Below are 12,853 nucleotides of genomic sequence, written 5' to 3' on the forward strand. Positions count from 1 at the left end.
GATGAATGCATTAAAAACATTAAGCTGTTAAATCAAATCGAAAGAGTCCACATTCTTGATATTTCATCATATGAATAAAATTGGACATGTATGAGGGGGAAGGGGGAAATTATCAAAGGGGAAATGGGCGCTTGTTACAAAGAGGCTGATTCGATATACTTTCCTATAGAAAAGAGTAAAGAGGTTTACTATGAAAACATATTATGATCTTCAACAATACTTGAAAAGATTTGGTACATTTATTTATATTGGTGATCGCTTAGCCGAGCTTGAACTGATGGAAGCCGAAATAAGGGAAATCCACCGTATGCAGATGATGGATACAAAAGATTATCAAATGGCGATTCTTTTGATTAGGCAGCAATTGTCTCTTGAAAGGGAAAAACAGAAAAAAAATTGATAAAAAAAGGTGAGAATGATGGAAAAGTGGCTGATGGGTGTGGATTTAGGCGGTACAACTACCAAACTGGCTCTGATCAATTTATACGGAGAGATTATTCATAAATGGGAAATCGGCACGGACATCTCCGAAAAGGGAAAATTCATCACGATTAACATAGCCAAAGCAATTGATGCGAAGCTCGTGGAACTTAATGAACCGAAGAGTAAGATAGTGGGGATAGGGATGGGGGCTCCCGGACCCGTTAAATTTGTTAACGGTTCCATATATGAAGCCGTCAATCTAGGCTGGAAGGACTATCCTCTAAAAGATTTATTGGAGGTGGAGACATCTCTTCCGGCTGTGATCGATAATGATGCGAATATGGCAGCTTTAGGCGAAATGTGGAAAGGTGCCGGTAATGGCGCCAAAGACCTCGTTTGTGTAACTTTAGGAACGGGTGTAGGCGGCGGAATCATCCATAATGGGCAAATTGTCCATGGTACCAGTGGGGCTGCTGGAGAAATAGGGCATATAACGGTCGTAACGGACGGAGGCGCACCATGCAATTGCGGTAAGACTGGTTGTTTGGAAACGGTTGCTTCGGCAACGGGAATCGTCCGTATGGCTTTAGAGGCCTTGAATAACGCCGATGAACAGTCAATGCTTCAGCAGAAAGTCGAAGAGGGAAATGCGGTTACTTCCAAACTGTTATTCCAATGCGCTGCAGCAGGTGATCCTTTGTCCAAAGCTGTGGTAAATAAGGTGGCCAATTACTTGGGGCTGGCACTTTCACATGTTGGGAATGTCATGAATCCAGATAAAATCGTCATTGGTGGGGGCGTTTCGCAAGCGGGAGACATTTTGCTTGATCCTGTCCGTTCTGCCTTCGGAAAGTATGCATTCAAACGAGTTAGTAAATCAACGAAAATCAGCCTGGCCACACTGGGCAATGATGCAGGGGTAATAGGTGCAGCCTGGCTCATTAAAAGCCAACTGCATACGTGATTCCTTGTTGCCCTGTGTAAAACAGGGCTATAAGAAAAAAAGATGGAATCTTCAAAAAATGCTTCCCTTTTGAGGGCGGGGGCAATCGTTCCTGCGAGAACCATGCCCCATGATTGAGGCGCTCTGCATCATGGCTCCAGCGCTTTTTCGATGAGGAGGGACCGGGATTGAAAGGGGTCTTCAAAAAACAGGGATATTCATTGTTTTGGGTCGTATTGATTTCACTTTGGCTTAAAACATATATTGCTTATAAAACAAGTTTTGAGATAGATATTGATAATTGGATCCAGGAGTTCATACTATTCATCAATCCTGTCAGTTTCCTCTTGCTTACTCTTGGCGTGAATATTTTTTTAAAAGAAAATAGAAGGACAGCATATTTATTGATCATGAGTTTTTTCATCACCTTCGTCCTTTTTGCCAACCTTGTTTTTTTTCGCTTTTTCAATGACTTTTTAACCATTCCCGTTCTTTTTCAAACGAGCAATATGAACGATCTTGGAAGCAGTGTACATGAATTGATCAATCCAAGTGACCTTTTGTATTTTGCCGATATTCTGGTCTTGATGCTTCTGCTGAAATACAGACCAAAAACATTCCATGAATGTCGATACAATCCCCAGGACCGTAAATTCTTTTTGTTAATGGCTTTGGGAGTGACATTCTTTAACTTGGCTTTAGCGGAAGCGGCGCGTCCCGAACTCCTGACAAGAACGTTTGACCGCGAAATCCTCGTTAAGAATATCGGTACGTATCATTATCACCTGTATGATGCAATATTACAGACGAAATCATCTGCTCAGCGGGCCCTTGCGGATGGTAGTGAATTGTCGGAAATTGAAAATTATGTCCGTGCGAATCAAAAAGGGGTTAATGATGTCCTTTATGGTTTGGCAAAAGGCAAAAATGTGATGGTAGTATCATTGGAATCCACTCAAAGCTTTGTCATCAATAAAACTGTCAATGGTGAAGAAATCACTCCTTTTCTGAACCAATTCATTAAAGAGAGCTATTATTTCAATAACTTTTATCACCAAACTGGCCAGGGGAAAACATCCGATTCAGAATTCATTATTGAGAATTCCCTCTATCCTTTAGGTAGGGGTGCCGTATTTTTCACTCATGCCCAAAATGAATACAAAGCCACCCCCGAAATCTTAACGGAAAAAGGTTACAATACGGCTTCCTTCCATGCCAATAAGAAAAGCTTTTGGAATCGTGACATAATGTACGCTTCTCTAGGGTACCAACGGTTTTATGATAGTGATGAATACAAAGTCTCTGAAGGGAATTCCATCAATTGGGGTTTGAATGATAAATCGTTCTTCAAGCAATCAATCTCTCACTTGAAGCGGATGCCTGAGCCTTTTTATGCCAAGTTCATAACGTTAACCAATCATTTTCCATTCACTTTGAATGAAGAAGACCGGACATTGGAACCATATGATTCGAATTCCAAAACTTTGAATCAGTATTTTCCGACTGTACGTTATACAGACGAAGCCTTGGAACAATTTATCGGTGATTTGAAACGTGATGGATTATATGAGGATTCCATTATTGTACTATATGGTGACCATTATGGAATTTCGGAAAATCACAACTCTGCCATGAGCCAGTTCCTTGGGAAGGAAATCACGCCTTTCGAATCCATCCAACTTCAGCGTGTCCCGCTCATCATACATATCCCTGGGCAGGAGGGGAAAATGATTTCCACCGTTTCCGGCCAAATTGATGTAAGGCCTACTCTCCTTCATTTATTGGGGATTGAAAATGATGATTATATTGAATTCGGCAAAGATCTTTTTTCTGATGAAAAATTGGAATTCACTGTTCTTCGCGATAGCAGTTTCATCACAAAGGATCATCTCTATACGATGGATACCTGTTATGATAAAAAGACCGGAGCGGCGACAGCAAAGGATTCATGTGAAAAGTATTTGGATAAGGCAAAGCAGGAACTTGAGTACTCCGACAAAATCATTTATGGGGATTTGCTCCGATTTTATGAGCAACGTTGAAAAAGGAAACCTGGCACAATCCAGGTTTTTTTATTTTTTCGGTAGAGTCAGTAGCACTACAATTATGAAACATATGAGTCTTCCTGAACATCTTTCTGTTTTTCGCTTCATAAAGATAAAACAATGAAAGGGGCGGAGGATGAATGAAAGTTGTGAGCAGAAGCGGGGATGATTTGACATATTACAGTCAATTGTTCCGAGTTCCTCGGGTTTTGATTGAGGATGCCAATCCCGCCATTACTGGCGGGGTTTTGCCAAATGGCAGGGAAGTACAGATACCTGGGTACATTGTTCAGGAAGAGTCCCGGTTAGATATTGATTTTGCCGAAATCGCTTTACAATATCACATGCCCATCGATGGGATAATATTGTTGAATCAAGATGGACAAAAACCTTTTTCCGTACCCGTCCGGGTGATGAATCCCATGATTGTCACCGACAAGCCTTATGGATATCAATCACTTCTTGACGATCTCGATATTCTATCTTTTCATTACCCCTTTATTAAGGTTGAATCGATCGGGAGGAGTGTGTTGGGAAAAGAACTACTTGAGGTAAGAATCGGTCAAGGTGAAAAGGTCATACATTATAACGGTTCATTCCATGCTAATGAATGGATCACTACGGCAGTTTTGATGAAATGGCTGAATGATTTTCTGCTGGCGGTAACGAATGATCGTACACTATGTGAAATGGATTGTATGCCCTTCTATCGGGATATGACCATTTCGATGGTTCCAATGGTGAATCCGGATGGAGTCGAGCTTGTCCTAAAGGGGAAGGAGGCGGCAGAGGGGAAGGTTGATGTTTTAAAAATAAATAATGGAAATCCTGCTTTTTATGCTTGGAAAGCCAATATCCGCGGTGTAGACCTGAATAATCAATATCCTGCCAATTGGGAGATTGAAAAGCGCAGAAAGATTCCAAAAGCTCCTGCCCCGAGGGATTTTCCAGGAGAGACCGCGCTATCAGAACCAGAAGCATTGGCCATGAAGGAGCTGGCAATAAGACGGAATTTTGAAAGAGTGCTTGCACTTCACACCCAGGGAAAAGAATTCTATTGGGGATATGAGGGCCATGAACCCGAACAGGCAGCGAATGTTGCGAGGGAGTTTGAGGAGCGCAGCGGATATCGGTCCGTACAATATGTTGACAGCCATGCCGGGTATAAAGATTGGTTCATTCAGGAATTTAAACGGGGCGGATTCACAATCGAACTGGGAAAGGGCATCAATCCGCTTCCGCTATCCCATTTGCCTGGCATATATGAAGATTCTGTCAAGATTTTGATGGCAGGCCTATATATGTGATGCATTCTTCTAAGGAATATACTTCCAAAAAAATATAAGATCATTATCCGCCACATTTTCTCTTTTTTACTTTATAATGAAAGAGAGTAAGGATTCGATTGGTCAGTCCTTACTCTCTTTCTAATGTCTCGCTCACATATTTAGTTTTGAAGTGGGAGGTGTGTGGAGATTAAAGTATCCAAAGCAGCACTTTGTATGCGGCTTTCCATTTGTAAGATGTTGTGTTTCGTCCCATTATTTATCTCCACTATCCTTCTTATCTCGGCTTGTGAGCCTTCCAAGGACCTTAGTAAACCCGTAAATGTTACGGAAAAAGAACATTCCCAATCCAACATGGAAATTTCAGTAAGCAATTTAAAGGTCCCGACTGCAGAAACGGAAAAAATCGAAGCCATTTTTGGATGGCTGGATTCTAAAACCATTTTATATTCTGTGAAGCGGGATGGTAATGAATTATCCCAGTTGATGACATGGAATTTGGAGACGAATGATACTTCCGTTTTCTATCAGCCGGCTTTTGCGTTTTCTGAAGTATCGATCAGTCCGTCTGGTACGCATATTTTGTTATCGTCCTTCACATCTTCGGATAAAGCATCAATCACAATACTCGATAAAACGGGAAATCCATTGTATTCCGTGGCGATCCCAGCCTATGAATTAGCTTATGAGTGGAATTCATTTAAAGATGGCCAGTTGTTTGTTTCGAGTTTTTATGAAGATTGGACATACAGCAGTTATGTGTTGAATCCAGATGAACAAACTATGGAAACTCTGGACTTTCCGCAGCCCTTTGCTCAATGGGCAAGTGAAAATGAATTGATGTTTCTGGATTGGGACAAGGAAGAACCTGCTTTGACGGCTCCCCTAGAAAGAAAAGCGCTGAATGAGGATGGAGCGGACAGTGTTATGCTCGATGTCATTCACTTTAAAAAGATAAAAAAAGCGCTGATGACGATTCAAGTGGAGACAGAAAAAAAAGATCGGGGTACATATGCATTTTATGATTCTACAAACAAGCCGATCCACTCTTTTTCCATGCCGCTATTGAAAAGCTTTTCAGATTGGGTGATCCCATCCTATGATTTCATTGAAAAAAACAAGGAATTCATCACGTTCATTCCTAATGAATCAAAAGATGCGGACCAATATGAGGGAAGGTTTACCTTAACTAAATTAAATTGGGAAAAAGGCACACAAGAAGAATTGATGAAGGACATGGAAAATGAACCATTAAGCTGTTCGCTTGATGGCAACTTCTGCTTATATGGATATCAATTTGAGAAAATCATTGATATGAAAACCCATCAAATACAAAGATTATTCAAACAAACATGATGACCTAAAAAAACAAAAGCTCGCCGGATGGCGAGCTTTTTTCTTCAATGGGCTACAGGAAAACCGCTGTTGATGATAGTCATGACAGTGAACCAGCCAAACACGACTGCACTGCCGGCTGCAAAAATGAATCCTAAGAAGTTTCTCTTTTTTAATGAGGTAAACACAGCTGCTACTGCTAAAATAGCCACAAGTCCGAAAACAACCATTAATATCATGTCAAAACCCCCTTTTTACGTAATGAATAAATACCTAATCCCTAATAATATACCCAGAGAATAAAGCAACTACCAAAAATATGTAGAAAAGATTGCATTTGTTAATATCTTAATATTTTTTCAATTATTTGTCGAGGTTTAATAGGTGACACTTCTATGACTTGAGTAAACTGGATTAACATTAGCAGCTTAATTAGTGTAAGATGAAGATAGAAAATAATATTGGAGTTGATGGAAATGAAATGGAAACAAATTCCTTTAGGTCCGCTGCAAACGAATTGTTATGTAGTCTCCGATGGACAGGATTGCATCATTTTCGATCCGGGTGAAGAGCCACAGAAAATCATACAGTACATACAAACAAAAAATTTAAAGCCTTTGGCGATTTTATTGACACATGCACATTTTGACCATATCGGTGCTCTTGATGCTATTCGGGATCATTATGGGATCCCTGCATATATTCATGAAAAAGAGGCCAAGTGGCTGCTTGATCCCGCGTTGAATGGTTCTCAAAACTGGTTCCCAGAAAATCCGATGCGAATGAAGCCTGCCGATCACATCCTGGCAAATGAGCAGGAGCTTACTATTGGAGGATTCACTTTCGAAGTATTCGAAACTCCCGGACACTCACCAGGGAGCGTTTCGTATTATGCGAAGGAAGAACGTTTCCTCTTTTCAGGGGACGTCTTGTTCCAAGGAAGCGTTGGCAGAACCGATTTAATAGGGGGAAGCGAGGCAGTGCTGTTAAATAGCATTGAAACGAAGCTGCTGACACTTTCTGATGATGCTATCGTTTTTCCTGGGCATGGGCCTGTCACGACCATTATGGATGAAAAGAATACTAATCCCTTTTTGAGATAATGACTTTTGCAGGTGCCATATGGCACCTGTTTTATTTTTAGCATTTTATGATGTAAAAATATTGAAATGGGTCATTTCCGCAACTATACTGAATAAAAAAACGTTTTGACATTCACCTTTAAAAGGCTTAAAGAAAATTTCTGGTGTCTTCCTAGTGTGGATGACTCTTCTGATCCTGCTCTGAAGCATGTTGCGTATATTAATATTTACCGAAAGCAATCATTTTTTTAATGGTGGCACCCTTAAGAACTGTGAGATGAAAAATTGAACATTTTGTGAACCTTAAATTTGTTTTCATGTATGGTCGATAAAAAAATTATTTTTGTGTTTTATTAAGAAAAAGGAAAGTTTAATTTTCAATATGGTGGAAGATCATGGAGACGGAGGCTATTGTATTGAAAAATCACTTGAAGGAATTGATTGCAGGAAGCCCCCAAAAAAGGATTTCCTATCATGACTATATGGATGCTGTTTTATATACGCCAAATATAGGCTACTATGCACGCGCAAAAGAGAAAATTGGCTCAAGAGGGGATTTTTATACGTCTGGCAATGTTGGGGATGCATTTGGTAGATCACTGGCCAGGTGGTTCGTTTATTTGATAAAAAGGTGCGGAGTTTCACCAAGTATCATCGAGGTCGGCGCAGGGGACGGTAAACTGGCTTATGACATCCTTGTTTTCATAAAAGAAATGGAACCGGAGATATGGGACTCTCTGACTTATATCCTTGTGGATGGCAGTCCCTTTCATAGAAAGGTTCAGCAAGAACGTATTGGGATGTTCAAACAGGCAGTTTCTGCCCCCAGTTTAGAAAAATGGACGAATGTAAATGGAATCGTCTTTTCAAATGAACTTTTCGACGCGCTGCCTGTACATGTCATTGAAAAGTATAACGGAGCCCTGGTAGAGTTATTCGTCACTGAAAAGGAAGGCGATTTGGTGGAAGAGAGGGAACCTTTGGACAACCCTGAGATTCTATCTTACCTTACAGAACGAACTATCACCTTAAATGAAAAACAACGATATGAAGTTCCGCTAAAAATGGTCCTTGAATATGAGAAAATCATTTCCTGTATCGAATCGGGTATTCTCCTTACGATTGATTATGGCTATACCGAAAGGGAATGGAAGGAGCCAGCTCATCTTCAAGGGAGCTTGAGGGGCTATCATCAGCATCAAATGATTAAAGATGCGCTTATGTATCCTGGTGAAATGGATTTGACGTCACATATCCATTTTGACACATTACTCGAGATTGGAAAAAGAAAGGAACTTTCCAATCAGGGGCTATTTCTTCAAAATGATTTCTTGCTTAAAGCAGGGATATTGGAAGAATTGAAGGACCATCAAGGAACTGATCCATTCTCGAAAACGGCAAAGCGTAATCGTGCAATTCGGGGGCTAATCGTTCCAGGGGGATTTAGTGAGCATTTCAAAGTGCTGCTCCAAACAAAGAATTTAGCAGAAGATGTGAGGATCTTTCCTGAATGATGACAAGTAAAAACCCATGAATCAAAATTCATGGGTTATGTAATATTGCTTGTTCTTAATGCGCGGTACCCGGAGTCATCATAAATACGCTCCAGTAGGAAAACCCTGCAAAGAAAACGGTAAGATAGGCGCCGAAAACATAAATATACATGCGCTCAGATAATTTCAAATAACTTAAAAGTACAAAAAAGATCGTTTGTGCAAAGAAAAGCAAAGACGTTTGATGCATATGGCCAAGATAAAAGAAAATTGCCATAATTCCTGTCCAAAATCCACATACTCTGAACATGCGTTCCACCCGAATCCCTCCTTATGTCTAGACGTGTACATTCAAAATAATTATAAATGAAATTGTAAGGTAATGTAAAGGATGCCTTTTGTTTCTATGTGAGAACCGAAGCCTGATATGAGCATGTTGCACAATTGGACATCATATTTTCTAATTCCACAATATTGACATTCTCAAACAAAGCTTCGAACATACCTTCTAAAAATGAATTGTGCATGGAGCAGATTGTTCTTGGCTCCACTTCAGCCACTTCCTTAAACGGGCAATTGAAGATACGGAAGTATATTTTATTTTCTTCTTCGCTTGCTTGTATTTCAGGAGATAATCCTGCGAGGGTAGCCGCATTTTTAAGCATATTGACCTTTTCCCCAAAACTAAGTCCATCGATCGATGTCAAGGCTAGTTGCTGATTGATCAAATCCTCCCCGAATACTTTTCCCGTTTCATAAAGTGCCTGTTTTCCTTGTTCCCCTAATGTCATCATCGTCTTGATGGCAATCTTTGAAAGCAGCTGATAGTTCCTATATGGAAAATTTAGCTGAATGACTTTATCGGATAATCGATAAAGTCTGCTGGGACGACCGCCTTTCCCGGTCTTTCGGGCATCCGAGGTCAACATATCGATATCCTCCAGTTTTGACAAATGCAAACGGGCAACATTTGGATGGATGTTAAAAGAATCGGCGATTTGCTGTACCGATACATCACCATGCTTATTCACAATATACTGATATATATTATATCTGGTGGGATCAGCTAACACGTTTGTTATTTTTAACGTTTGTTCCATTACTTCCTCCTGCAATTCCATAGTTTAACTATGTCCATTATAATGCAGGCAGAAAAAAATGGAATAAGAGAAAGAGCAAACTCCCTTTAATTTATAAAATGTTCACAAATAAAGCGGATTTATAAAGCAAATATCTATACAATAGTTGTGCAAATGTTATACAATTGTTACACAGATTGATAATGTATACAAATTGTGAACGGGGAGTGATGAGTATGGCACAGTTAACTTTTTTTTCGTATCCAAGTTGTACCTCTTGCCGCAAAACAAAAAAATGGTTAAGGGCCAATCAAGTTTCCTTCGATGAGCGACATTTATTCAGAGAGACTCCAACTGTAGCAGAGTTAAAAAGAATTCTTGAATTGACATCGGAAGGGCTTGATGAAGTCTTAGCAACAAGAAGTGAAGCATACAAAGACTTACAAATTAATATGGACGAAATGATGCTTTCCGATGCAATCCAATTATTAACAAAAGAACCGAAGTTATTAAGAAGGCCCATTCTCATAGACGGGCAAAAACTGGTGATTGGTCATAATGTAGACGCATTAAGAAATTTGGTTTCCAAAAGTTTTGATTTGAAAATGAGCATGTGAGATATTCTCGATTTTTTTCGAGAATTTTTTTTTTTTTTTTTGAAGCAGGAATTTGTCGTGGATTGTCGAATCCATACAACAAGAATCATAGGAGGTGATGAATGAATTGATATCGATTGAAAAGACCGCAGAAAAAATATTGACCCGTGCTGTCCAGGAATCGGCATCGGATATCCACATTTTTTTTCGAAGGGAGGGACCTCTCATCCAATTCAGGATAGACAATAAGCTTGTTCCAAAGGAAACCTTATCATTCTTTGAAGCAGAGAGGCTGATCGCTCATTTGAAGTTCCTTGCCTCGATGGATATAGGGGAGAAAAGGAGGCCCCAAAGTGGTGCCATCACCATCCATTTGGCCAACCAGGTGGTCGGACTCCGCCTTTCCACTTTACCCACTGCCCATCTCGAAAGTTTGGTCATCCGCTTAATCCCCCAACAGAATATCCTTCCTCTAGAACAGTTATCCTTATTTCCAAGCACCGTTCAAAGATTGATTGCGCTCCTGAAGCATTCCCATGGCATGCTCATATTTACCGGCCCGACTGGCAGTGGAAAAACCACGACACTATATTCCTTGCTTCACCATGCCAATGAGATGATCAATCGAAATATTATTACACTTGAAGATCCCATTGAAAATGTATCCGAAAAGGTATTGCAGGTCCAAATCAATGAAAAGGCGGGCATTACGTATTCTGTCGGTCTAAAAGCTGTTCTGAGGCATGACCCAGACGTGATCATGGTTGGGGAAGTCAGGGATGCAGAAACCGCCAAGATCGCAGTGCGTGCCGCATTGACCGGTCATTTGGTACTTACAACCATGCATACAAGGGACGCCCAGGGCGCCATCTCCAGGTTACTGGAATTTGGTGTCAGCTTGCTTGAGGTTGAGCAGAGTTTGATTGGCGTGACAGCACAGCGGCTGGTTGAATTGCGATGTCCTCCATGTAAAGGGGACTGTGCTTTACCTTGCAAAATGACTGCCAGGAATAAAAGGGCAAGTGTATATGAATTGCTATATGGAAAAAGCCTAGCTGAGGTTCTCGGGATAATGGGAGATGAAAAAGGAAAGGCAACGGTCAGCTACCGCCAATTGAAGGATGAAATCGGAAAAGCGGTTGCGATGGGCTATGTGGATTCCGAGGAATATGAACGGCTGGTATATGATGAAACCAAAAAGTAAATGGAAGGTAAAAGAACAGGCAGTCTTTATTTCGAAGCTAGGTGAATTATTGAATCATGGTTATCCTTTGGCGGATGCTTTACATTTTCTTGAGTTTCAGGAATCAAAGAAGAAAGCGGAAGACTTCACTCAGGCTAAAGCCGATTTAAGGAATGGTTACCCGTTGCACATGGTGCTGACCCATCTTGGTTTTCATCCGCAGCTTGTAAGTTATATATATTATGGAGAACAATATGGCGACCTGGAGCGGGCGTTGAAAGAAGGAGGGCGATATTGGAAGAAAAGAACCGAGGATATGGATAAAGTAAAAAAGTTAATGGTGTATCCCGTATTCTTAGTCTTTTTTGTAAGCATCGTTTTTTATATTCTTCAGAGTGTTCTCCTTCCCAAATTCCAGACAATCTATTTCACGATGGATGTCGATCAGCACGCACTCTTAAAATTAATGACAGCCTCCACATTCATTCTTCCAGCACTCCCCTTCTTTTTACTCGGATTGCTCCTATTCTTGTATGTACTCAAACGATTTTGGTTTAACGGATTGTGCCCATTAAGGCAGCGAAGGATTTTGATGGGGATTCCGATATTCGGGACCTTCATCAAATTATACGAAACTTATTTTTTTGCTAGCCAATTCAGTGGCTTACTTTCCGGAGGGCTATCGATAAACGATAGCATCAAATTATTCTCGATAAATCAACAGCAGCCTTTTTATCAAAAACTATGCAATATCATTAAGGATGATTTGATCGAGGGCAGATCACTTGAAATGATTTTCCGTGAGCTCCCATATTTTGATGGGAATTTACCGGTGGTCGCTGCAAATGGTCAAAAATACGGCAGACTTGATGCGGAGCTGCTTCATTACAGTCGTTTTTTACTGGAGAAAATTGAAGAGAGGATGAATGCAATCTTGAAAATCATTCAGCCTCTTATGTTTTCACTTATAGGTCTTTTGATCGTATCCATTTATTTGGCAGTTTTGCTGCCGATGTTCTCACTGCTCGAAGGTATATAGGATTTCATTTTTGTATTCCGGAGGTGAAAATGCTCGAAGGTCATCCGGTATTCAGATGGTTTCAGGAGCATGATGATATGTTGAAGAAAATGATGAATGAACATGGTTTTACACTAATTGAAATGCTTATTGTTTTACTGGTAATATCCATCCTTTTGATTATAACGATCCCCAATATCACGAAGAACCAATCAACGATCCAGTCTAAAGGATGTGAAGCATTCGTGAAAAGGAGTAATTACAGTTCATCCTCTTTACAAAGCTGATTCTACAAGGGTTTTCAGCATTGGTCAAGGTTAATAACAAAAACTAGGAAGGTGTTATAGATGAAAAGTTGAATAAGGAAAAA

The 12,853-nt window shown here is 40.3% G+C and carries 13 protein-coding genes and 1 pseudogene; 11 read left to right on the forward strand and 3 right to left on the reverse strand.

The window, feature by feature from the left end:
• The first annotated feature begins 190 nt into the window (after window positions 1-190).
• From ACQKFG_RS05560 to ACQKFG_RS05580, 5 genes are all read left to right on the forward strand, one after another.
• Window positions 191-400: a YqgQ family protein gene (locus ACQKFG_RS05560; RefSeq protein ID WP_076365307.1), complete on the forward strand. Its 210-nt coding sequence runs from the start codon at window positions 191-193 to the stop codon at window positions 398-400.
• A 15-nt stretch (window positions 401-415) separates the two neighbouring features.
• A complete protein-coding gene (locus ACQKFG_RS05565; protein WP_427556924.1) occupies window positions 416-1,387 on the forward strand; it encodes an ROK family glucokinase in 972 nt (323 codons plus the stop codon).
• A gap of 167 nt (window positions 1,388-1,554) precedes the next feature.
• A complete protein-coding gene (locus tag ACQKFG_RS05570) occupies window positions 1,555-3,408 on the forward strand; it encodes an LTA synthase family protein (RefSeq protein ID WP_427556927.1) in 1,854 nt (617 codons plus the stop codon).
• Between the two features lie 143 nt (window positions 3,409-3,551).
• Window positions 3,552-4,718, forward strand: a complete 1,167-nt coding sequence (locus ACQKFG_RS05575; protein ID WP_427556930.1) for a M14 family metallopeptidase — start codon at window positions 3,552-3,554, stop codon at window positions 4,716-4,718.
• A 162-nt stretch (window positions 4,719-4,880) separates the two neighbouring features.
• Window positions 4,881-6,053, forward strand: a complete 1,173-nt coding sequence (locus tag ACQKFG_RS05580; protein ID WP_192205508.1) for a hypothetical protein — start codon at window positions 4,881-4,883, stop codon at window positions 6,051-6,053.
• A 44-nt stretch (window positions 6,054-6,097) separates the two neighbouring features.
• On the opposite strand, the gene ACQKFG_RS05585 is transcribed toward ACQKFG_RS05580, so the two are convergent.
• Complete coding sequence (locus ACQKFG_RS05585; RefSeq protein WP_192205506.1) at window positions 6,098-6,271, reverse strand: DUF2759 domain-containing protein; 174 nt, start codon at window positions 6,269-6,271, stop codon at window positions 6,098-6,100.
• Between the two features lie 237 nt (window positions 6,272-6,508).
• Here ACQKFG_RS05585 and ACQKFG_RS05590 point away from each other — a divergent pair, with 237 nt between their 5' ends.
• Both ACQKFG_RS05590 and ACQKFG_RS05595 read left to right on the forward strand, forming a co-directional pair.
• Complete coding sequence (locus tag ACQKFG_RS05590; protein ID WP_192205504.1) at window positions 6,509-7,135, forward strand: MBL fold metallo-hydrolase; 627 nt, start codon at window positions 6,509-6,511, stop codon at window positions 7,133-7,135.
• Window positions 7,136-7,509: 374 nt separating this feature from the next.
• Complete coding sequence (locus ACQKFG_RS05595) at window positions 7,510-8,628, forward strand: class I SAM-dependent methyltransferase (protein WP_427556935.1); 1,119 nt, start codon at window positions 7,510-7,512, stop codon at window positions 8,626-8,628.
• 55 nt (window positions 8,629-8,683) lie between these two features.
• On the opposite strand, the gene ACQKFG_RS05600 is transcribed toward ACQKFG_RS05595, so the two are convergent.
• Window positions 8,684-8,926, reverse strand: a complete 243-nt coding sequence (locus ACQKFG_RS05600) for a DUF2626 domain-containing protein (RefSeq protein ID WP_076365317.1) — start codon at window positions 8,924-8,926, stop codon at window positions 8,684-8,686.
• Between the two features lie 85 nt (window positions 8,927-9,011).
• Window positions 9,012-9,707, reverse strand: coding sequence for a helix-turn-helix transcriptional regulator (locus ACQKFG_RS05605; protein WP_192205500.1), 696 nt, complete (start codon window positions 9,705-9,707; stop codon window positions 9,012-9,014).
• 215 nt (window positions 9,708-9,922) lie between these two features.
• On the opposite strand from ACQKFG_RS05605, the gene ACQKFG_RS05610 reads away from it, so the two are divergent.
• From ACQKFG_RS05610 to ACQKFG_RS05625, 4 genes and pseudogenes are all read left to right on the forward strand, one after another.
• Complete coding sequence (locus ACQKFG_RS05610) at window positions 9,923-10,303, forward strand: Spx/MgsR family RNA polymerase-binding regulatory protein (RefSeq protein ID WP_192205498.1); 381 nt, start codon at window positions 9,923-9,925, stop codon at window positions 10,301-10,303.
• Window positions 10,304-10,409: 106 nt separating this feature from the next.
• Window positions 10,410-11,486 carry a competence type IV pilus ATPase ComGA gene (comGA, locus tag ACQKFG_RS05615; protein WP_349728552.1) on the forward strand — a complete coding sequence of 359 codons (1,077 nt, stop codon included), beginning with the start codon at window positions 10,410-10,412 and terminating at the stop codon, window positions 11,484-11,486.
• Entirely contained in the window at window positions 11,470-12,504 is a 1,035-nt protein-coding gene (comGB, locus tag ACQKFG_RS05620; protein WP_427556940.1) for a competence type IV pilus assembly protein ComGB, read from the forward strand. The genes comGA and comGB overlap by 17 nt, the downstream gene beginning before the upstream one ends.
• 89 nt (window positions 12,505-12,593) lie before the next feature.
• Window positions 12,594-12,734 (forward strand): annotated as a pseudogene (locus ACQKFG_RS05625) (prepilin-type N-terminal cleavage/methylation domain-containing protein); the annotation flags it as partial.
• Window positions 12,735-12,853 lie beyond the last annotated feature (119 nt).

It is taken from the genome of Peribacillus sp. NPDC076916, from assembly GCF_050269675.1.
In the GTDB taxonomy this organism is placed as follows: Bacteria; Bacillota; Bacilli; order Bacillales; family DSM-1321; genus Peribacillus; species Peribacillus aracenensis.

Coding starts and splice junctions, on each gene's coding strand:
- ACQKFG_RS05560 (WP_076365307.1), top strand. CDS start 191: ATGAAAACATATTATGATCTTCAACAATACTTGAAAAGATTTGGTACA.
- ACQKFG_RS05565 (WP_427556924.1), top strand. CDS start 416: ATGATGGAAAAGTGGCTGATGGGTGTGGATTTAGGCGGTACAACTACC.
- ACQKFG_RS05575 (WP_427556930.1), top strand. CDS start 3,552: ATGAAAGTTGTGAGCAGAAGCGGGGATGATTTGACATATTACAGTCAA.
- ACQKFG_RS05585 (WP_192205506.1), bottom strand. CDS start 6,271: ATGATATTAATGGTTGTTTTCGGACTTGTGGCTATTTTAGCAGTAGCA.
- ACQKFG_RS05590 (WP_192205504.1), top strand. CDS start 6,509: ATGAAATGGAAACAAATTCCTTTAGGTCCGCTGCAAACGAATTGTTAT.
- ACQKFG_RS05595 (WP_427556935.1), top strand. CDS start 7,510: ATGGAGACGGAGGCTATTGTATTGAAAAATCACTTGAAGGAATTGATT.
- ACQKFG_RS05605 (WP_192205500.1), bottom strand. CDS start 9,707: ATGGAACAAACGTTAAAAATAACAAACGTGTTAGCTGATCCCACCAGA.
- ACQKFG_RS05610 (WP_192205498.1), top strand. CDS start 9,923: ATGGCACAGTTAACTTTTTTTTCGTATCCAAGTTGTACCTCTTGCCGC.
- comGB (WP_427556940.1), top strand. CDS start 11,470: ATGAAACCAAAAAGTAAATGGAAGGTAAAAGAACAGGCAGTCTTTATT.